The 21,850-nt window shown below is 38.6% G+C and carries 15 protein-coding genes; 12 read left to right on the top strand and 3 right to left on the bottom strand.

The features are described from left to right. Positions 1-376 precede the first annotated feature (376 nt). Positions 377-1,540, bottom strand: a complete 1,164-nt coding sequence (gene fadA / locus Q0791_RS13390; protein WP_299007139.1) for an acetyl-CoA C-acyltransferase FadA — start codon at positions 1,538-1,540, stop codon at positions 377-379. Between the two features lie 21 nt (positions 1,541-1,561). After that, a complete protein-coding gene (fadB, locus tag Q0791_RS13385; RefSeq protein ID WP_299007136.1) occupies positions 1,562-3,712 on the bottom strand; it encodes a fatty acid oxidation complex subunit alpha FadB in 2,151 nt (716 codons plus the stop codon). 346 nt (positions 3,713-4,058) lie between these two features. On the opposite strand from fadB, the gene pepQ reads away from it, so the two are divergent. The 12 genes from pepQ (at position 4,059) to Q0791_RS13325 (ending at position 20,001) form a co-directional block, all read left to right on the top strand. Continuing rightward, complete coding sequence (gene pepQ, locus Q0791_RS13380; RefSeq protein ID WP_299007133.1) at positions 4,059-5,378, top strand: Xaa-Pro dipeptidase; 1,320 nt, start codon at positions 4,059-4,061, stop codon at positions 5,376-5,378. Between the two features lie 351 nt (positions 5,379-5,729). Then, positions 5,730-6,356 (top strand): YigZ family protein, encoded by a 627-nt coding sequence (locus Q0791_RS13375; RefSeq protein WP_299007130.1) that lies wholly within the window; start codon positions 5,730-5,732, stop codon positions 6,354-6,356. Between the two features lie 5 nt (positions 6,357-6,361). After that, the gene (locus Q0791_RS13370) at positions 6,362-7,819 is read left to right on the top strand and encodes a TrkH family potassium uptake protein (RefSeq protein WP_299007128.1); all 1,458 of its coding nucleotides are present in this window, start codon (positions 6,362-6,364) and stop codon (positions 7,817-7,819) included. 12 nt (positions 7,820-7,831) lie between these two features. Next, positions 7,832-8,362, top strand: a complete 531-nt coding sequence (gene hemG / locus Q0791_RS13365; RefSeq protein ID WP_299007125.1) for a menaquinone-dependent protoporphyrinogen IX dehydrogenase — start codon at positions 7,832-7,834, stop codon at positions 8,360-8,362. A gap of 274 nt (positions 8,363-8,636) precedes the next feature. Further along, entirely contained in the window at positions 8,637-9,944 is a 1,308-nt protein-coding gene (locus Q0791_RS13360; RefSeq protein WP_299007123.1) for a short-chain fatty acid transporter, read from the top strand. A 380-nt stretch (positions 9,945-10,324) separates the two neighbouring features. Beyond that, on the top strand, positions 10,325-12,415 hold the full coding sequence (locus Q0791_RS13355; protein WP_299007120.1) for an urea transporter: 2,091 nt from the start codon (positions 10,325-10,327) through the stop codon (positions 12,413-12,415). Between the two features lie 24 nt (positions 12,416-12,439). Next, complete coding sequence (locus Q0791_RS13350) at positions 12,440-13,078, top strand: tetratricopeptide repeat protein (protein ID WP_299007116.1); 639 nt, start codon at positions 12,440-12,442, stop codon at positions 13,076-13,078. 6 nt (positions 13,079-13,084) lie between these two features. Further along, positions 13,085-15,823 carry a hypothetical protein gene (locus tag Q0791_RS13345; RefSeq protein ID WP_299007113.1) on the top strand — a complete coding sequence of 913 codons (2,739 nt, stop codon included), beginning with the start codon at positions 13,085-13,087 and terminating at the stop codon, positions 15,821-15,823. A gap of 23 nt (positions 15,824-15,846) precedes the next feature. Beyond that, positions 15,847-17,436: a hypothetical protein gene (locus Q0791_RS13340; RefSeq protein WP_299007110.1), complete on the top strand. Its 1,590-nt coding sequence runs from the start codon at positions 15,847-15,849 to the stop codon at positions 17,434-17,436. Continuing rightward, positions 17,433-18,413, top strand: coding sequence for a C45 family peptidase (locus Q0791_RS13335; RefSeq protein WP_299007107.1), 981 nt, complete (start codon positions 17,433-17,435; stop codon positions 18,411-18,413). The genes Q0791_RS13340 and Q0791_RS13335 overlap by 4 nt, the downstream gene beginning before the upstream one ends. Then, positions 18,398-19,288 (top strand): hypothetical protein, encoded by an 891-nt coding sequence (locus Q0791_RS13330; protein WP_299007104.1) that lies wholly within the window; start codon positions 18,398-18,400, stop codon positions 19,286-19,288. Before Q0791_RS13335 ends, Q0791_RS13330 begins: the two co-directional genes overlap by 16 nt. A 14-nt stretch (positions 19,289-19,302) precedes the next feature. Then, positions 19,303-20,001, top strand: coding sequence for a tetratricopeptide repeat protein (locus tag Q0791_RS13325; RefSeq protein WP_299007101.1), 699 nt, complete (start codon positions 19,303-19,305; stop codon positions 19,999-20,001). 149 nt (positions 20,002-20,150) lie between these two features. Here the strand turns inward: Q0791_RS13325 and Q0791_RS13320 are convergent, their stop codons facing one another. Then, the gene (locus tag Q0791_RS13320; protein ID WP_299007098.1) at positions 20,151-21,785 is read right to left on the bottom strand and encodes an endonuclease; all 1,635 of its coding nucleotides are present in this window, start codon (positions 21,783-21,785) and stop codon (positions 20,151-20,153) included. Positions 21,786-21,850 lie beyond the last annotated feature (65 nt).

Raw genomic sequence — 21,850 nt, 5'->3', positions numbered from 1 at the left:
AACTTGGCTCACTTCACAATCAGTATTCATTGTTTATGAGCCAGAAAAGTGGGGATCCCTCAGTACCCGTGATACTTCAAAATGCATGTTTTCAGAGTGCGTAAAAGTGCCTAATTCAAGGCGTATTATTGCTGAAATGCTTATTGCCTTTTAAGATAATACAACGTAGAAGTCGGTGCTTTTACACACTCCCAAAGGGCAGGTTTAAAAGCCTTTTATACTGTGTTATTAAACACCGACTTAGAATAACTAGGCTCGATGTTCAATGCCTTGTCTAAAAGGCTTTTAATTCCAGCTGAATCCTGCAGCTTGAAGCATCACGGGTATAAAAGCTGATCTTATCGATCAGCTTTGATTTTTTCTAAATTTGGTAGGATCAGACTCTTTCAAATACAGTGGCAATACCTTGACCTAAACCAATACACATAGTGGCAAGGCCTAGTGTGGCATCTTTGTTTTCCATGAGATTAATCAAGGTGGTTGAGATCCTCGCGCCAGAGCAGCCTAATGGATGACCTAGAGCGATTGCGCCGCCGTTAAGGTTTATTTTATCATCGACTATATCCATTAGACCGAGATCTTTGACGCAAGGTAATGACTGTGCGGCAAAGGCTTCGTTGAGCTCAATGACATCCAAATCATCAATAGCGATACCTGCGCGAGCTAAGGCTTTTTGTGTGGCAGGAACAGGACCATAACCCATAATAGCAGCATCACATCCTGCTACCGCCATAGAGCGGATCCGTGCTCTTATGGGTAACCCAAGTGCAAGAGCTTTTGACTCTTCCATGACTAACATAGCTGAGGCGCCATCAGATAAGGCCGAAGAACTACCTGCGGTAACAGTCCCGTTAACGGGATCAAAGGCTGGGCGTAAACCTGATAATGATTCCAATGATGTTTCGGGGCGGATCACCTCATCATGCTGCACTTTTATGAGTGCACCTGTTGCATCATGGCCTTCGATGGCATGGATTTCATTTGCAAAGCGACCTTCAACGGTTGCCGCATGAGCACGTTGGTGTGAACGTACGGCGAATTCGTCTTGCATTTGGCGGCTAATACCGTGCATTTTACCTAGCATTTCAGCGGTTAAGCCCATCATGCCTGAGGCTTTTGCCACGTTATTGGCAAGACCTGGATGGAAATCAACGCCATGAGTCATAGGTACATGACCCATATGCTCAACACCACCAATAATAAAGGTGTCACCCATGCCTGTCATAATCGCGCGTGCGGCTTGATGCATGGCTTCCATGGACGAACCACAAAGACGGTTAACGGTGACCGCTCCCGCTTGCTTTGGGATCCCAGCTAATAACGAGGCGTTGCGAGCAATGTTAAAACCTTGCTCTAATGTTTGCTGCACACAACCCCAGATCACATCTTCAATGGTATTGGGATCCAGCTGTGGATTACGGATCAGTAGAGCTTTCATTAATTCTGCAGATAAGGTTTCTGCGCGTACATTTCTAAATACTCCCGCCTTTGAGCGGCCCATAGGAGTACGAATGCAATCTACGATAACGGCTTGTTTCATTATTTTGTTCCTTCCCACTGATTAGGCTTGGTAATAGCTACCGTTATTGGCTGCCAATTCACGCATAGCGTCTGTTACCTGATAAAGGCCACCTAAGTGAGCATATTTGTCTGCGAGTGCGACAAAATTAGCGACACCCATAGTATCAAGGTAACGGAATACTCCTCCTCTAAATGGAGGGAAGCCAATACCATAAACGAGGCCCATATCTGCTTCAGCGGGTGAAGCTATGATACCTTCTTCTAAACAACGTACGGTTTCAATGATCATTGGGATCATAGTGCGGGCAATAATTTCATCGCTTTCAAAGGCTTTTGTATCGCCAAAAGCAGTGTTGAGTAATTCATAACTGCTTGGGTCGATATCTTTCTTGGGTTTTCCGCGACGATCCAGTGAATAGGCATAAAAACCTTTAGTGTTTTTCTGGCCTAATCGATCGTTATTGAATAAGACATCAACGGCATCTTTACTGGGTTTGGCCATGCGATCAGGGAAACCTTCAGCCATCACGGCTTGAGCATGATGTGCCGTGTCTAAGCCGACCACATCCAGTAGATATGCAGGGCCCATTGGCCAACCAAATTGTTTTTCCATGACTTTGTCGATAGCGCTAAAGTCGGCGCCGTCAACTAACAGACCATTAAATCCAGCAAAGTAAGGGAAAAGCACACGATTAACGAAAAAGCCTGGGCAATCATTGACCACGATTGGGGTTTTACCTATTTTACTGGCATAGGCAACAACTGAAGCCACGGTTTCTTCGGATGTCTTTTCACCTCGAATGACTTCAACCAAAGGCATTTTATGCACTGGGTTGAAAAAATGCATGCCACAGAAGCGTTCAGGTTTTTTAAGGCTTTTAGCCAGTAAATTGATTGAAATGGTTGATGTATTAGAAGTGAGGATAGTTTCATCACCGACTTCTTGTTCCACCTCGCTCAGTACTGTGGCTTTGACTTTTGGATGCTCAACAACGGCTTCAACAATCACATCCACATTTTTTATGGCGGCATAATCTAAAGTTGGAGTAATATTATTGAGTACCTTAGCCATTTTTTCAGGTGTACTGCGGCCGCGTTTAATTTGACTTGTGAGCAATTTAGAAGCTTCATTTAAGCCTAAATCTAATGCGGGCTGCGCAATATCTTTCATGATGATAGGCGTGCCTTTACTGGCACTTTGATAAGCAATGCCGCCTCCCATGATGCCTGCACCTAATACGGCGGCTTGGTTAATTGTCGATGCTTGTTTACTGGCTTTTTTGGCTTTGCCTTTGACAACTTGGTCATTTAAGAAAATACCAATAAGTGCTTTGGCAACATCACTTTTCGCCAGTGATAAGAAGGCCTTGTGTTCCACTTTTAAGGCGTCTGCTCGAGTGCTTTGTGCGGCTTGCTCTACCACATTCACTGCTGCCATCGGGGCTGGATAATGTTTACCTGCCACTTTAAATACCATGCCTTTGGCTGTGGTAAATGACATGATGGCTTCTAATTTTGGCAGATTGAGTGGCGCTTGTTTTTTCGCACGACGGTTTTGCCAGTCAAGCTTTTCGGCTAAGGCATCTTGCAGCATTTGTAATGCTGCTGCTTTTAATTGTTCTGGCTCGACGACGGCATCAACCACTCCTACTTTTAACGCTGCGTCTGGGCGATGTTCTTTACCTGTTGTGATCCATTCTAACGCATTATCTGCGCCAATGACGCGAGGAAGTCGCACTGTGCCGCCAAATCCTGGAATGAGTCCGAGTTTGGTTTCCGGTAAACCAATTTTGGCATTGGTATCAGCGATACGAAAATCAGTGGCTAAAATGGTTTCACATCCTCCGCCTAATGCAAAGCCATTAATCGCAGAAATTGTTGGAAAGGGGAGATCTTCCAATTTATTAAAAATCGCATTGGTCTTTTCGAGCCAAGCCATAATTTGGGCATCATCTTGGGCGAATAAGCCGAGAAACTCTGTGATATCCGCACCGACGATAAAAGTTTGTTTACCAGAACTTAAATACAATGCTTGAATGTTTGAATTTGACATGATGCTATCGAGTGCAGCATCAAATGATTCGAGGGTTTCTTTGTCGAACTTGTTTACCGAGCCTGGTGCATCAAAGCACAGGTGTGCGATATTACCCTCAAGTAACTCAACTTGAATTGTAGGACTTTGGTAGATCATTGCTTGCTTCCTTTTTGCTTTAGAGCCACTCCCGCATATTAGATTCATTTAAAACTGGGAATGATCTTCTATCTCACAGCAGCTTCGGCCATCATTTGACCACTTCCTTCCAGTGTGCTTAAAAAAAGAAAAAAATACAACACCCAATTTAAACGTATGTTTGATTTTTAGCAGTGTAAAGTGCATTTTTCTAGGGATCTCATTAGGCCATTATTTTTGAGTTTGTAAGTAATTGTCGAGTGACGTGTTAAACTGATGAAAAAATATTTATTCATTAGTCACGGGTCTAACTAAATACCTCACTGGATCGAATGAAGTGTGTATTAATAAAAATAGGATAACAATTATGAATGTATTCGCTCAGCATTACCCTGAACATATAAAAATATTGAATCAAAGAGTCGCAGAGATTGTTTCAAGAGAGGGACTGGCTGGGTTGATTATTCATTCTGGTCGCCCGCAGCGTCAATTTTTAGATGATATGGATTATCCCTTTAAGGTGAATCCACACTTTAAGGCCTGGTTGCCTATTATTGATAACCCTCATTGTTGGCTGTTGGTGAATGGTACTGATAAGCCGACATTATTATTTTATCGTCCGGTAGATTTTTGGCACAAAGTGGCTGAGTTACCCGATGCATTTTGGTGTGAACATTTTGATATTCATGTGCTGACAAGTACAGATGCGGTTAAGGCGTTTTTGCCGAAAGAGCTTGGTACTTGGAGCTATATTGGCGAACATCATGAATATGCATTAGAGGTGGGGTTGACATCATGTAACCCCAGCGCTGTTATGAATTATTTGCATTTTCATCGTACCATAAAAACCGAATATGAACTTGAATGCATGCGTGAAGCTAATCGTATTGCTGTGACAGGGCATTTAGCGGCAAAAAATGCGTTTTATCACGGTGCTTGTGAATTTGATATTCAGCAAGCTTATTTATCAGCCGTAGGGCAGACTGAAAATGAAATGCCTTATGGTAATATTATTGCGTTAAATGAAAATGCGGCGATTTTGCATTATACAGGGCTTGCTCGCCAAAATCCGCAGCACCGACACTCTTTTCTTATTGATGCAGGCGCTCAATTTCACGGTTATGCATCAGATATTACTCGAACTTATTCCTTTGAAAAGAATCAATTTGATGAACTTGTGATGCAGATGGATATTCTACAACGCGCTATTATTGATATGATGGCGCCTAATGTCAGTTATGTGGATTTGCATTTAGCGTGTCATGAGCAGATTGCACAATTGTTATTGGACTTTAAATTGGTTTCTGGTGATAAACAAGGCCTGATTGAGCAGGGGATCACGGGAGCCTTTTTCCCTCATGGTCTCGGTCATATGTTAGGGCTTCAAGTGCATGATATGGGTGGTTTTTTAAGTGATGAGAATGGCAGGTATCTTGCGTCACCTGAAGCACATCCTTTTTTGCGTTGTACGCGGACGTTAGCGGCTAATCAAGTACTGACTATTGAACCGGGTTTGTATATCATTGACTCTTTGTTATCTGAGTTGAGAAATGATCATCGTCAGCAGCAAATTAACTGGGATGCTGTGGCGCTATTGCGCAATTTTGGTGGTATACGTATAGAAGATAATATCATTGTTCATGATGAACATAATGAAAATATGACCCGACAGGCGGGGCTGAATTAACATGATTGTTAAACGGTAAATACAAGGGGCTGTTGATCTTTGGTGATGATTTCTGCAGCAGTTTGTGGGGGTTTTATACAAGGCAGAGCTTATGGGGTGTAGTTATTCTACATGAATAAGCGATAACGCTGTAGAAAGGCGCCACAAACGCTGTCCGTAGGATCCAGCTAAACGTGTTTTACTCTTTGTTGTAGCCCTCCTTATTAAAGAAAGGGACTTAGAAGACTAGGCAGCACTCACTACGCAGTGATTAAAACACGTTTATCTCGGACATAATTTAACCACGAAAGAACAACAGCCCCTAACCATTTTAGCTGAAAAGTGAAAATGGCTTTTTAGTAAGGTATTAATGTGAGTGAGTGTTATTTAATTCCTGCGAGTGAATGTGTCGTAGAAGAAGAAATCAAGCATAGTCGATTTATCTCTATTTTGTTTCATTGTTCAGATCCACAAGTGATGAAAATACAATTAGAAAGGGTTAAACATCGCTACCCTAATGCAAGCCACTATTGCTATGCTTTTGTGTGTGGCCAACCAACATCAAGTTTATCCATAGGTTTTAGTGATGATGGGGAACCTTCTGGTAGCGCAGGAAGGCCTATGCTTGCTCATTTACAAGGTTGTGACATTGGCGAAATTGGCGTGATTGTTGTGCGTTATTTTGGTGGAACCAAATTAGGTGTAGGGGGACTTGTTAGAGCTTATAGTTCAGGTATTAAACAAGGGTTAAAAATACTTGAAACTAAGCTTAAGCAGTTACGTTATCCTGGTTTTTTAGAGTGTGAATATGCGCAACTAACGGATGTTGAGTATTATTTAGTTCAATATGATGCGGTTATTGAAGATAGGGTATTTACTGATAAAGTAAAAGTGTCTTTTTCCATTGGAAAAGGACAGGAAGAAGCGTTAAATCGTGATCTGGCTTTGATGAGTCAAGGTCATTTGATTGCCACATTTACCTCTAATACAAAAAAGTAAAATGAATGCAATATAGAACAATTATAAGAATTACGGGCTTGCTTATTGGACTTTTTTCTCTGTCTTTACTGCCTTCAGCTTGTATCGCTCTGATATATAAAGATGGTGGAGGCATGGCCTTTATTAAAGCCTTTATGTTAAGTCTTATTTGTGGCTTTGTGCTCTGGTATCCCAATCGTCATTTTAAAAAAGAATTAAAGACCCGCGAGGGGTTTTTATTGGTTGTTTTGTTTTGGGTAGTACTGGGCTCTATAGGGGCTGTGCCTTTTATTTTTACCAGTCAGCCTAATTTAAGTTTTACTGATAGTTTTTTTGAATCCTTTTCAGCATTAACGACCACAGGAGCAACTGTGATTGTTGGGCTCGATGTGCTCCCTAAAGCCATTTTATTTTATCGGCACTTATTACAATGGTTAGGGGGGATGGGAATTATTGTATTGGCTGTGGCCATTTTACCTGTATTAGGGGTGGGGGGAATGCAGCTGTATCGAGCCGAGATGCCAGGTCCAGTGAAGGACACCAAAATGACTCCAAGGATTGCTGAAACAGCTAAAGCACTTTGGTATATTTATGTGTCTTTAACTATTGCCTGCGCCTTATGCTATCGTTTGGCTGGTATGGATATGTTTGATGCTATTTGCCATTCATTTTCAACCATTGCTATTGGCGGATTTTCTACTCATGATGCCAGTATCGGCTATTTCAATAGTACAGCGGTAAACATGACCTGCGTAGTGTTTTTATTGATTGCGGCCTTAAATTTCAGCTTACACTTTGCCGCTTTTTCACGTCGAGGCATGGATCTAAGGGTTTATTTTAAAGATGCGGAATTTAAAGCGCTGATTTTAATCCAATGCTTTCTTGTGGCGATTAGTTTTATCACCTTATTAAAAAGTGGTCTTTATGATTCTAAGGAGCAGACACTGGATTATGCAATATTTCAGGCTGTGTCTATTTCAACCACTGCAGGTTTTAGTATAGAAAGTTTTCATGTTTGGCCGCTTTTTTTACCCATATTGCTTATTTTTTCAAGCTTTATTGGTGGCAGTGGCGGATCCACTGCGGGGGGCATAAAAGTGATCCGTATTGTTTTACTTTTGCTGCAAGGATCGCGAGAGCTAAAACGTTTAGTGCACCCAAGAGGACTGTTTTCCATTAAATTGAGTGGTAAAGCATTACCAGATAGAGTGATTGATGCCATTTGGGGGTTCTTTTCAGCTTATGCGTTGGTATTTGTGGTTTGTATGCTTATTTTGATGGGCTTTGGTTTGGACAATGTGACCGCTTTTAGTGCGACTGCAGCATGTTTAAATAATTTAGGGCCTGGACTGGGCGAGGTGGCCAGTAATTATGCCAGTATTAATGATGGTTCAAAATGGGTTTTAATTCTTGCCATGTTATTTGGGCGTCTAGAAATTTTTACTTTATTAGTATTATTTACGCCAACATTTTGGCGAAATTAAACAGGTTGATTTATGAGTCAAACGCTTATTATTTACTCTAGTGTCGATGGGCAAACTCAGGCTATTTGCCAGAGAATAAAAGAGATTAATATGCATATGGGGGATGAGGTGATTCTACTCTCTCTTGCTGAAGCCACAACAGCATCATTGGATGATTATGATAAAATTTTGATTGGTGCCAGTATTCGTTATGGAAAACACAGAGCAGAACTTTATCAATTTATTCATGATAATAATGCACTGTTATCGAGCAAAATCAACGGTTTTTTTAGTGTGAATGTTGTGGCGAGAAAACCAGAGAAAAATAGCCCAACAACGAATCCCTATATGTTGAAGTTTTTGACCTTGTCTTCTTGGAAGCCTCAAGTATTAGGAGTGTTTGCGGGAAAGATAGATTATCCTAAATATGGTTTTTTTGATCGTTTTATGATTCGGCTTATTATGAAAATGACAAAAGGACCGACTGACATTAAAGGTACTTTTGAGTTTACTGATTGGGATCAAGTAACAAAGTTTGCTGAGCATTTTGCGAAACAAAAATAAGTTTTATACCTAAGTGGCTAGTCATTGACTCATAGGGCGCCATCGAGCGCCTTTTTTAAATTCTCGGTTTCATTTTGTCTATTAAGCGGATTCTTTTGACTTGTGTATAAGTCTTTTTAGTTAATTATTACTAATACTTCATTGAGTGGAAGTATATATTTCATAATTCAGTATTTCATTGTTTTTTACTGTTTTTAATACCAGTATTGAGTAAAAATGATATTGTCTTTATTGTAAATCAGTCAATATTGCTTATTTTTTACTGGGGATAACTATGTTAACTAAAGCGGCTAAGCCACTGGTCAAACTCGTGGATCGATATTTGCCAGATCCTTATATTTTTGTTCTTGTCCTTAGCTTGATTGTGATGGTTTCAGCAGTTTTTTTTGAGCAAAAGTCGCCTTTTGAGGTGATTGAATATTGGGGACAAGGTTTTTGGGGATTACTGACGTTTTCGATGCAGATGTTGTTTGTGCTCATTGTAGGCTTTATTTTGGCAAGCAGTCCACAGATTAAAAAAGGACTCAATTATATTGCGGCTTTGGCCAATAGTCCCTCTAACGCCATTTTGTTAGTGACTTTTGTTTCATTACTGGCGAGTTGGATTAATTGGGGGTTTGGGCTTGTTGTTGGAGCTTTATTGGCTAAAGCCATAGCTCGAAAGGTGGAAGTTGATTATCGATTATTGATCGCCAGTGTGTATTCGGGCTTTTTGGTTTGGCATGGTGGATTATCCGGATCGATCCCCTTAACGATTGCCACTCCTGGCAATTTCTCTGAATCTTCTATTGGCTTGATAAGCACTAGTGAGACCATTTTTTCGACTTTCAATTTGGCCTTAGTTGGGGTTTTATTTATTGTTATTCCCCTTGTCAATCGTTGGATGCTTCCTAAAGCTGAGGACTGCTTTTATATTGATGAGAGTAAACTCTTAGAAGATGAAAATGAAACATTTGATGCCACTGGGCCTGCTGAGCGTTTAGAAAACAGCCGAGTACTGGCTCATTTAATGGGTTTTTGCGGATTAATGTATTTGGGGTATTATTTTTTTAATGGGGGAAGTATTAACTTAAATATTATCAATTTCTTGTTTCTTATTTTTGCCATTATTTTACATAAAACACCAAGAAGCTTTCTTAATAGTCTAAATGAAGCCGTTAAAAGTGGTGGTGGGATCATTATACAGTTTCCTTTTTATGCGGGGATTATGGCAATAATGACTCAATCAGGATTAGCTGTGAGTATTTCGCAGGGATTTGTGGCGATTGCTAATGCGGAAACTTTGCCTTTTTGGAGTTTTTTAAGCGCGGGAGTTGTCAACATGTTCGTTCCTTCAGGTGGGGGTCAGTGGGCTGTACAGGCACCTGTTGTATTACCTGCTGCTGAATTGTTAAATGCAGATGTTGCGCGAGTGGCCATGGGGGTTGCTTGGGGGGATGCTTGGACCAATATGATCCAACCTTTTTGGGCGTTACCTATTTTGGCGATAGCGGGATTGAAGGCTAAAGATATTATGGGTTTTTGTTTGATGCAGTTGATCATCTCAGGCGTGATAATCAGCATTGCACTGACTTGGTTTTAATACTCTCTTTTTTGGCTGATAATTAACCAGTTATGTAAATAAGTTAAATGACGAACAATAGCTCGACTCTTTAGACTTTAGTCTATTATTTTCATATAGATAGTAAGAAAAGAGCCGTTATTGAATTGAGTGTTGATTGTGTTAATTATTAAGCCAAAAAGTATGAGAATTAATATAAAATCAAACTAAACAACCTAGTTGTTATTCAATAAAAACAATAATTTAAAATATAGCTTAAGCTCTGACACTTCTTGACAATAGTTTGAATCTGTTTACTTTGTTGATATTGAGAATTATTATCATTGGTAATACTCTGTTCATAGAAAATTAATCTTAATTTTAGAGATTAAGACAAGACTTCTTAGAATGATGAACACATTATGACAATGATTGATGTTAGAAAATGGCGTTTACCGACTCATATAAATTCTATCTTAAGTAGTTATTCTGATGTGTTTTTTATACAGGGAAAAATATCAGGTGCGCTGCTTTTTATTGTTGGTTTGATAAACTATAACACGGCATTATCCGGTTTATTTTCGATTATCATAGCTTATGCATTTGCTCACTTTATCGGTTTCAGTAAAGAATATTTGAAGTCAGGTTTTTATACTTATAATCCTTTATTGTCTGGATTAGCTATAGGTTATCTTTACGAAATTAATATACTGACCTTAAGCATTATCGCGTTAGCAAGTGTGTTATCATTTCTATTGACTGTTTTTCTTTCGAATATTTTTCATCATTTTTTAGGGCTACAAGTTCTCAGTATTCCTTTTGTTATTATTAGTAGTCTGGTTTACTTAGCCAGTGGACGTTTAAGTAATTTATATGTAAATAGCTTGTATACAAATACACTTTATAATGATTTTAGTTTCTTTCCTCATTTTATTAATGCTTTTTTCAAGTCTATGGGCTCAATTGTATTCATGCCTAATGTTATATCAGGAGCTTTGATTTCAGGGTTGATATTTTTTAAATCCAGACTTATTTTAGTTATTGCTATTTCTGGATTTATATTAGGATGTGGTATTAACTCTCTATTTAATGGCTCTTGGGAGCAATCATTAAATAATATGAATAACTTTAACTATATTCTTATCGCTATTTCCATTGGATGTGTGTTTAATATTCCATCACCTAAGAGTCTTATTTTAGCGGGAATTGGTGTTGCATTATCCACATTATTAATAAATGCTGTTAATGTCTTTTGGGCTCAATATGGCATCCCCGTATTTACTTTACCTTTTACTTTGATCACTTTGTCTTTTGTGTATGTACTTGGTGTGGTGGGATACCCGCTAAGGCCAACAGTATTTCGCTCGAGTCCTGAAGAAACATTAGATCATTATTTGACGGCAAAAGATCGTTTTGCAAATACCTTTATCACTTTGGCTTTACCTTTTTCTGGTTCATGGACGGTTTGGCAAGGGTTTAATGGTCAATGGACTCATCAAGGTTTTTGGCGTTATGCCTATGATTTTGTGATAACGGATGATTCAAATAATACTTATAAAAATGAAGGTACTCGATTAGAAGACTATTATGCTTTTGGCCAAGCGGTTTTATCGCCTGTTCGTGGCAGAGTCATTAAAGTGGTTTCTTATTTAATGGATAACCCTATTGGCACAGTTGACACTATTAATAATTGGGGAAATTTAGTGATCATTTATGATGAACGAGGTTATTTTGTCGAGATATCACATTTTGCAAAAGAGAGTATTGTTGTCTATGAAGGGCAATGGGTTGAACCCGGAGCGCATTTGGGATTATGTGGCAATTCAGGTTATTCCCCACAGCCTCATATACATCTGCAAGTACAAGCAACAGCTTTTATGGGCTCAGAAACACTGCCTTTCACTTTTGTCCATTATTGTGAAAACAATAAATATTTTTCTCATGGTTTGCCCAATGAAATGGTGAGAGTCAATTCATTACTGCCTACTGCTTTTCATGAACAATTAACGACATTTATTCTTGATGAAACATTGAACTATTATGTTTATAAAGATGGCAAGAAAATAGACGAAATTACTTTTGTTGTTAGAATGGCGCCCGACAGTACTTTCTATTTTTCAAGAGGTGATGCAAAACTCTTTTTTGGAAAATATGCGGGAACTTTTTTTATTTATCATTTAGAAGGCAGCGACCCTTATTTGAAGTGTTTATATTTAGCGCTTCCATCTGTACCATTGGCTTATAAAAAGGGACTTCATTGGAAAGATACTATCTCAAACATGACTTATTTAGGTTATTTTAATGGCGGGGTGAGTGCGTTTTTAAATGCTTTTATTTCATCAAAAATATCAACTATAGCTGAGTATAAATTTATTTCTGAAAGACAAATTTCAGGTTGTATTAATAATAGTTTTTTTAAGTCAAAAATGGATACCAACATTGAATTGGATTCTTATTTAAAGTTTAAAAACGTAAGAGTTAATAATATAGAGTTAAAACGTCAATCTAATTAATAAATCGATCCTTGGAATGTATAAATGAAAAATATACGCTGTATCTTTATTGCTATAAATTTAGTCATCTTTAGCTTTAATGTTTTTGCTTCAAATGAGATTACTAAGGAAGCCTCCTTTCATAAATCTTACGGATATGAAAGAGTAGGTGATTATCAAAATGCCATAAATAGCTTAGTTAGTCTTTATAAAAAAGATCATGACGACTATATTTTAAATCTGAGACTAGGTTACCTTTATTATTTACAAGGAAGTTTTGCCAATGCTAAATTTCATTATTTAGCGGCAAAAAAAATATCACCTAATGCGTTATCACCTCAATTAGGGATGATGAGAATATCTAATATTAAAGAGAACTTTGATGATACTGAAGTATTAGGCTATGAGGTGATTAAAAAAGACTTGTATAACTATTATGCCAATTTATATTTGAGTTATGCATTAAGAAAAAATCAAAAGTATGATAATGCAGCAGAGATAGATAAGAAAATGCTTGATGCTTACCCAGATGATACTACGTTTTTATTGGAATATGGATTGTTGAAATTTGAACAAAAAGATTATTCAAAAACAAAAGAAATTTTATCTTTATTGTTAGTTCTTGAGCCTGAAAATGTTTCAGCTAAAGAAGTTCTATCAGAAATTAGTCAAATGAAAGGGTGATATTATATGCATCATCCAATACAAACAAACTCATTAACTGAGTTCGATCTCGAAGCAAAGAGACTGGCTAGCTGGCAGCTTTTAGAGCGCTTGTCGAGATCGAATCAATTATCTCATGCCGTTACTGATTTAGATGAAGTGGAAAGGTTGTTAGCTTATCTTTATGAAATAGAAAGATTTTGGGCATATCCTGGATATGGTGTCATGCTGCAGCTAAGGCATTATTTCCATGGAGGCCAATATGAGTTGTTTTATCAACTTTGCCTTAATACTTATACGCAGCTGCAATCTTTAGAATATCGACGTCAAAGTTTTGTGCCTTTTAAAACAAATTTATCCGCTCTTGACAGGCCCATTGTTATCGACAAAACGGAATTACAAGGTAAGAGTAGCCGCCGTTCAAGTTGTAAAACCTATTTTGAAGTGCTTGTTATTCATCCTAACCCAGCTGATTACGAACTCATCTATCGCAATAGTTTGGCAATGTTTAAATCAGAAGGCGATGAATTCATTTATGACGTTTTGTTTGTGAGTAATGCTGAAGATGCCATGGTGGCGATATTAGCGAACCCAAGTATTCAAGCTTGTGTGTATGTTTATGGATACCCAATAAAAAGTACTTCGAATACTTATCATCAAGAATATGCTGATTTTATTAATTTCTACATTGATGTTAATAAAATGACAGACAATCCGCTGACAGGGTTGCAAAGTGCTTTGCATACTTTACGGCCTGAAATAACACATTATTTAATTAGCGAGCTTGCGCTTGTGGGGATTGATGTCAAAATCAGGGAGCAATTTGACAGAGTGCTTTACCATGTCGAGCCTTTTCAAGAGCTCCACCATACAATTTTAAGTGGTATTCGAGATCGTTATTCCACACCTTTTTTCGATGCATTAAGAACCTATAGTAAAAAACCTAAAGGCGTTTTTCATGCCTTGCCTTTATCCAGAGGGCAATCCCTTAAAGATTCTCACTGGATAACAGACATGCTGAATTTTTATGGTGCGAATACGTTTCTCGCTGAGACCTCTTCGACGCAAGGGGGCATGGACTCGTTATTAGATCCCAAAGGGGCGATCAAGCAAGCGCATTTTAAAGCCTCTAAAGCATTTCGTTCAAAAGAAACTTACTTTGTAACGAACGGCACTTCTACGTCAAATAAAATTGTGATGCAGGCAAATTTAGAGCCGGGTGATATTGTGTTGACGGCGGCAGATTGTCATAAATCGATTCCATATGCCATTATGTTATCTGGCGCTTATCCTCTTTTTTTAGAAACTTATCCCCTTGATGAACTCGATTTATATGGCGCCGTTCCTTTAAAGCGTATTAAAAGAGTATTGTTGGATTTACGTAAACAAGGACAATTGCATCGAGTTAAGCAAATTACTCTCACCAATTCGACCTTTGATGGCGTTATTTATAACACTAAACGTTATATGTTGGATATTTTGGCGATCAAGCCTGATATTATTTTTCATTGGGATGAAGCTTGGTTTGCCTTTGCTTATTTTAATCCTTTGTATGAGCACAGAACCGCCATGAGTGTGGCTAATTTCTTGCAAGCATCGCTACAGCAGCCTGACTATCAACAAGCGTATCAAGCTTGGTTTGAGGAATATGGAGATATTCTAGCCAGTGATGAGCGTGATGATCATGATTTATTGATTGATTTACCTCTGATGCCCAATCCTGATTTAGTCAAGCTACGTGTTTATTCGACTCAATCTACCCACAAGACCCTCACTTCTTTTAGGCAAGGGTCTATGCTGCATATTTTTGATGAAGAATATAACAAAGAGTTGTTTCTTGAATCTTACCGTATGCATACATCCACGTCGCCAAATTATCAGATTATTGCTTCACTTGATGCGGGAAGGCGACAAGTCAGCTTAGAAGGCTATGAACGTGTCAAGCGTGCCATTAGATTGGCGACACAGCTACGTCAAAGGATCACAGAAAATACTGTATTACAGCGTTACTTTTGCGTATTAGGTGATGATGCCCTTGTTCCTAACGAGTATCGAGATATCAATTCTGCATCAAGACGGAGTCATGCATCAAAGCAGGCGTCTTTACCTTGTTATCGTTATGACGATATGCCTCAATTTTGGGGGCAATCAGATTTTGTGGTGGATCCTACGAAAGTCACGGTTGATATCAGTCGAACGGGTATGGATGGCACCGTTTTTCGTGAGCTATTGATTAATAAATATGACATTCAAGTCAATAAAACATCTCGAAAAACTGTGTTATTTATTGTCAATATTGGCGCAAATGAGTCGACAATTGATTATTTAATTAATGTGTTAAGTGAAATTGCTAATCGATTATCCGATCCTGAATTAAGTGGGCAAGTCAATGATATTGTGCAACCTGAGCAAGTGATTAGTTTGCCTTTACATCGTGATTATCATGAAGCTTTTGTTCCCTATGCTGGTGATCACTTTTCCACTGTGGATATGCGCCGAGCTTATTATGCTGCTTTTGATGAGCGACAAATAGAATTTGTCGCGCTTGATACCGAAATGATCAAGCAAGTGATGAATGAGCGTCGACTAGTGTCAGCTTCTTTTGTGACACCTTATCCACCAGGATTTCCTGTTCTCGTGCCAGGTCAATTAATTACTTACGATATTTTATTGTATTTACAAAAAATCCGCATAAAAGAAATTCACGGTTATAACCCCGCAGTGGGACTTAAAGTCTTTACCCAAGATTATCTCGAGTCCTTATAATTTTATAGACGTAAAGGTTAAGTATGAAGGCTAATACTCAGTTAAGTTCGATTCATGATGTAAAACAATATTTTGCTACATTAGATACGCCTCATTATTTTATTAGTTCTACTAATTTTAATTTAATGAATTTAGAACAGTGGGTAAAGCACTGGACCAATATCAATTTTATAGACTGTTACGACAAGTCTAATGCTAGCGTCATGTTACCCAGTAAAGTGGGAACACCTGTGTTTGATAGTATTGAATCTGTTAATGACTTTCTGTTGGGGCATAAAGATGTTGTCAGCCAAATTGAAAAAGATATTGCCCATTGGAAAACCGAAGACAGACAAGATCCACAAGCCAAAGCGCTGTTTTTGTTTTTTGATAAAACATTAGAAGAAACATGTCGGTCAATGGATCTGCAAGTGTGTCTACCACCTAATCATCTGGTTAAGAAAATTGACAATAAGATCACGACCACTGAAATAGGCAATGAAGCTGGGGTGGCGAGTGTACCTAATGCATTAGAGAAGGTGACTAGCTATGAAAGTTTAAGAGCGATTGCAGAGCAATATCAATTAGGTGAGTGTTTAGTCGTGCAAAGTGCTTATGGTGATTCGGGTAAAACGACTTACTTTATTTCGTCGAAAGCAGAATATGACAAGGTTGCAGACAAGATAGAGTCTGAAGAACAAGTTAAAATCATGAAGCAGATCCGTTGCGCGGGAACGGCAATCGAGGCTTGTGCGACACGATCAGGTACCTTTGTTGGACCACTGATGACAGAGTTAGTGGGGTTGTCAGAATTAACACCTTATCAAGGTGGATGGTGTGGTAATGAGCTCTATCAAGATGCATTTTCAGACAACATTCGTGTTCAAGCACAACAAATGACAGAAAATTTGGGGAATGTTCTGTATGACAGGGGCTATAAAGGCTATTTCGAAGTTGACTATTTAATTGATCTGGATACTGGAGACTTATATTTAGGTGAGTTAAACCCAAGGATCACAGGGATCAGTGCAATGACGAATATGTCTGAGTTTTGTTATGAGACCGTTCCATTATTCCTGTTTCATTTATTGGAATATTCTGATGTGGAATTTAACCTGAATCCCAATGAGTATAATCAACTGGCGCTAACGCAGGGAGCAGCGACAACCAGTGGGCAAATGATTTTAAAATATACCGATCCTGGATTAAAAATTATTACTGCGGCACCTGAATCTGGCGTTTATAAACTGCTTGATGATGAATTAACGCTAATTTCAAAGCATCATGATAGACGCCAAGCTCTGGGTGAAGATGAAGTGTTTATTATGCGCATTATGGATACGGCTGAATATGCCTATAAAGGGGCTGATTTGGCGATTGTATTTACTCATTTTAAATTACAATCTGCTGAAAGAGCACTCACTTCAACAGCAAGCAAATTGCTTAATGCATTGAAAGAGCGATTTAATTATCGAGAATTAACCGAAGAAGAGAAAATCTTGGTTGAGCGTTATAACTCCAGTAGCTCTTTAAAAGGAGCCTCTTATGTAGAGAGCGAGATAACGATTAACGAAGATGATAGCTTTGAAGATAATAGTTTAGAAAGTGATTCTGCTTTTGAGGATGCATCATGAACCTCAATAGTGCGAAACGATTTCAATTTGTTGAAGAAGCGAAACCCAGTAGTAAGTGGCTCGCTTTTTATCATGAAACCAAAGAAAGTTATAAACAATGGTTTTTAAAGGAAGGTGAGCTGAATCGTCCTTCTTTTATGAGTTGTAAAAATGCACTGCAAGAGCATATGCCCGAACTGATCCCTTATTGGGAGCATTTATTAGAGCTGACTAAAGCGGATGATATTGATGCTCGTTTGTTGAGTTTTTATTGCCCTACACCTTATGTGAGTGGAGGAAGTCAGGCAGTATGGATAAGGTATAATCCTGTTTTAATTAAAAACTATGATAATGCTCCTGCACTTTTTGAGGCTCGCATTTTAAAAAGCTGTTGGGATCAAACACAGGTTATTGCATCAACTGATGGATTATGGGGCGTGCTTGATGGAATGAATGAGCATGGTTTGTCTGTTTCTTGGTCTTTTGGTGGCCGAAGCCGCACGGGAAAAGGCTTTAGCATGTCAATTATTTTACGGTATATTTTAGAGTGCTGTAAAACAACAGAAGAAGCTGTCGCTGTGCTTCGGCGAGTACCAGTTAATCTTACTTATAATGTCACGCTTTTAGATGCTAATTTTAATATTAAAACTGTTGAGTTATCGCCTTTTATTGCCCCTGTTGTGTCGCATATTCCTTTAGCGGTAAACCATCAAGGTGGCTTTGAATTATCAAATTATGCGATGTTTTCAAACTCTCATGAGCGTAAGCAAGAATTGGTAGAAAAGCTTTATGATCCCTTGGTCAATATCGATTCTTTTATTAGTGCATTTGAATATGCTCCTTTGTTTTCAACCGATTATGACCGTGGTTTAGGGACCTTATACACAGGTATTTATAATCCGCAATTGAAAGCAATGGAGTTTAGGTGGCCATATTATATAAAGCAGTGCCAGTCATTTACTCATTTTGAAGAGAAAGAACTATGGATCACCTATTAAGATCCTTATTGGGTGGTGTTATTGTTTCTGTCTTCTTGATGCCTTTTGCTAAAGCGGATGAATCTCCTTGGTCTACTCAACTCGCTTTAAATTATTTATCGGGTATTTATTCTGGCGATACCACAAAAGATGATTTGAATGCTTTTGGTATTAAAGGGCAATTTAATTATCTCGATACCTATAATGTGAACTTGGGTTATAGCCGATTAGGCATTGCATTTGATAGTGAAACCGTTAGTGACACACTTTATCAAGAAGCGTTTCAATTTGAACTGGAGAGGCATTACTTTGTTGATGGACTTAATGGTGCTTTAACGCCCAGTATTCAGTTTTCTCACATCGATGGTAATTTATCAGACAGTGCTTTAGGGGGGTTATTTTATATGGGAGGCGCGTTGAATTATATGAACTATCAGCGCGATTTATCCTTTGATTTGCACTATTCACAAACAACTTATGATTTACACAGTAATGTGTATCAATATGACGCTGCTGTCGGTGCTAGCCTTTTTGGTGCCGAAAATTGGGGGCAAGTCAGATTGTATGATATTGAGAGTGCATCTTTTGAACGCCATTATATATCGGCAGACGTGCTTATTAAACATTGGCTTTCTTCTTACTCCCTGTTGTCTCCTGATAGTGTGTATTTGGCCTTTACTCTAGGTGATAGGCTGTTGGCTGTGGATCCCGACACCTTAGTTATTGCTAATTTGAATCAAATACAAAAGCAGTATATTCGAGTGGGAACCGAGTGGGCGCTGCCTCATCGTAGCCAACTAATGCTTACTTTAGCGTACAGTGAATATGAATTATCAACCTTTGATAGTGACTATTCCGGTACATTTTTATTTTTGCAATATTCGACTAAATGGTGAACTTGTATACCGTTATGAGTAAACAAATATCTGCTTTAATTTTACTTGTTTTATCGTTTCATTGTGACGCGATAGAGCAAGATTGGAATGCTTCTTATTTATTTGAAGCACAGGGATTATATGAAAAAGCCATTGAAGTGATCCACGTACCGGAATCTGCCTTGAGTGTATCGAGTTTGGTGATGAACATTGATATGCAGAAGTTTTTAAATGGTGATAGAGCTGAGGCCGTTGAGTGGGCGCCAAAAATGGAATCTATTGTGTCGACATATGAATTTACTTTGATGCGTATTGCTTGGCTACATTTTCAAAATAAGGATTATAGCCAGTCAATTGAAAGCTATCGAAAAGCCATGGCGCTCAATCCTGAGTCTATCGATGCTCAAATTGGACTGCTATCACCATTGGCGGCATTAAATCGCTGGAAAGAAGTGGCAATAGTATCGAGTAACATACTTAAAACGCAGAGCTTATCTTATCAAGCTCACTTATTTCTCATGCAAGCTCGAGAATATCATCAAGCTTGGCTAGCGTTAGAAGATGAAGCGCGAATATTGATTGCAAAGTTTCCAACTGAGGTGGATGCTTGGGTTTATTTAGGACGCGCTTTGCGGCATCAACATAAAACTACAGAGGCTATTAATGCCTATCAACAGGTATTAGTTCGATATCCGAATAATATGGAAGCGTTGCGTTATTTGCAGAGTGAATGATAGCCTCATATCGTTTTACCGCATGATGTTAATGATGAAGGATTGCTGTCTGAAGGTGAGTTGCGTTCGCCTTCACCTTCATCTTCACATAAAGGCCAACGTTTATAGTTCACTCTCTGATAAGGTAATCAGAGAGTGAGTGCATTTATTTAATTACATTGATCGGCATAAATATCATTGGCCCAATCAGCATAGTCGATAAAGGGATTTCGATTACCTTGTATAGAATACACCTTGTTATTTCTTATTTCTTCTGTTGTGTCCACAGGATCGGCATTATGCCAAGCGAGTAAAGTGCATAATTTGCCTATATAACCATTTCCAGATGAAGATGTTGCTGTGCCAGTGAAATGACTGATCTGCAAATCGCCGACACCTGTACTACTCGTATCAATGCCTTGATAGCGCACATCCATATAGAAGATCATACGAGCGACATCGCCTTTTAAGCTGTCCATAGGTTCAAAGCTATCAGTATCATAGTAAGTGCCTGGTGCTTCACTGATGCTATTAGTGCTCGTATTATCAAAGTCTAAATTACCACGAGTGCTATTAACGGATTCATCTGATGGGCGTAAATGGTGGATGTCGGTATAGGCATCATCACTGGAAGAGGGAAAGCCATGGCTTTTTGGCCAAATATGTTCACGGTTCCAATCATTTTGATCATTGTTAGCGCCTGAGCCACCGACTCGGCTTGCTTTATCTTGAGAACGTTGAGTGTAAAATAAGAGGATATTATTGCTATTGTCGGGATCTTCATCTGTGATTTCTAATGCATTCCAAACTTGAGAATAAGATAAAGAAGTATGACCATCTATGATGGTATTTAATGCCGCTTTTAAGTTTTCTCCTGTGAGGTTAATGGCATCGGCATAGTAAGTATCAAAATCTTCAAAGTTTGTATTTTCGTCGCCAGTATCATTTGAATCTTCAGTATAACTGCTTGAAAGTGATACGCCGCTAAAGCTTTCATAGGCCATAATAGTAATATAATAAGTGCCTGCTGAAACACTAGAAAAAGAACAAGATTCATTATTGCCACTTAAATAAGGGGCACAGTCGTAGCTATTGGTGGTGGGAGCACTTCCGAGTCTCACGTACAAGTCTGCATCGCCAGAGCCACCATTGATGGCGATAGTTAAGTTGGAGCCAATTGTAGTGGTGAGGGTATAATTAAGGTTATTACCGCTACTTGTTGGGCTTAAGTTGATTGAACCGCCATTGGTTAGTTCAGTGTTATTGGTTGTGATTGACTGATCATCAGTGTTTGAACATGATGAGTTAAACACGCCTGATTTGGGTGAACCTATTGAATTTGCATTCTCCCAGTCACTGACAGAATCAGTGTCTTCTGAGCTACTTCTAACAAGACTGGTATTGGTGGCTGAGATATTCCAGCCGCTGATTTTATTTTCCCAAGCCAACATGTCAATTTCAGAGTCATTATTTTTTAAATATAAATAGTCTCCAGAATTACCAAGTGATAAGCTAAAATTGCTAAAGTCGGCGCTGGTTCCATAAAGATTATAAAATGCTGTTGCATCTTTTGCGATTGTCACATATTCCCCTGCAGCTATTTCACCACTGAGAGTGTAGCTTCCGCCATTATCGCTTAATGTATAAGTGGATAAATCTATGGTATTGCAACTTGCATTATAAAGTTCTACCCATTCTTCGGTGAGATCATCATTTGGAGTGTCGTAGAGGACTTCACTTATTAACACATTTGCCGTTGCTGAAAAGTGAAACGTAGAGAGAGCTAAGCATATTATTTTTTTCATTTTACTTATCCAATCAAACCTTATTATTATTGAGTGGAATGTAGACTATAGTTGTGAATAAATAA

It is taken from the genome of uncultured Shewanella sp. (assembly GCF_947495455.1).
GTDB lineage: Bacteria > Pseudomonadota > Gammaproteobacteria > Enterobacterales > Shewanellaceae > Shewanella.
This window is presented reverse-complemented; position numbering and strand designations above follow the sequence as displayed.

Coding starts and splice junctions, on each gene's coding strand:
- Q0791_RS13350 (WP_299007116.1), top strand. CDS start 12,440: ATGAAAAATATACGCTGTATCTTTATTGCTATAAATTTAGTCATCTTT.
- fadA (WP_299007139.1), bottom strand. CDS start 1,540: ATGAAACAAGCCGTTATCGTAGATTGCATTCGTACTCCTATGGGCCGC.
- Q0791_RS13335 (WP_299007107.1), top strand. CDS start 17,433: ATGAACCTCAATAGTGCGAAACGATTTCAATTTGTTGAAGAAGCGAAA.
- hemG (WP_299007125.1), top strand. CDS start 7,832: ATGAGTCAAACGCTTATTATTTACTCTAGTGTCGATGGGCAAACTCAG.
- Q0791_RS13330 (WP_299007104.1), top strand. CDS start 18,398: ATGGATCACCTATTAAGATCCTTATTGGGTGGTGTTATTGTTTCTGTC.
- Q0791_RS13325 (WP_299007101.1), top strand. CDS start 19,303: ATGAGTAAACAAATATCTGCTTTAATTTTACTTGTTTTATCGTTTCAT.
- Q0791_RS13360 (WP_299007123.1), top strand. CDS start 8,637: ATGTTAACTAAAGCGGCTAAGCCACTGGTCAAACTCGTGGATCGATAT.
- Q0791_RS13370 (WP_299007128.1), top strand. CDS start 6,362: ATGCAATATAGAACAATTATAAGAATTACGGGCTTGCTTATTGGACTT.
- Q0791_RS13340 (WP_299007110.1), top strand. CDS start 15,847: ATGAAGGCTAATACTCAGTTAAGTTCGATTCATGATGTAAAACAATAT.
- Q0791_RS13345 (WP_299007113.1), top strand. CDS start 13,085: ATGCATCATCCAATACAAACAAACTCATTAACTGAGTTCGATCTCGAA.
- Q0791_RS13355 (WP_299007120.1), top strand. CDS start 10,325: ATGACAATGATTGATGTTAGAAAATGGCGTTTACCGACTCATATAAAT.
- fadB (WP_299007136.1), bottom strand. CDS start 3,712: ATGATCTACCAAAGTCCTACAATTCAAGTTGAGTTACTTGAGGGTAAT.
- pepQ (WP_299007133.1), top strand. CDS start 4,059: ATGAATGTATTCGCTCAGCATTACCCTGAACATATAAAAATATTGAAT.
- Q0791_RS13320 (WP_299007098.1), bottom strand. CDS start 21,785: ATGAAAAAAATAATATGCTTAGCTCTCTCTACGTTTCACTTTTCAGCA.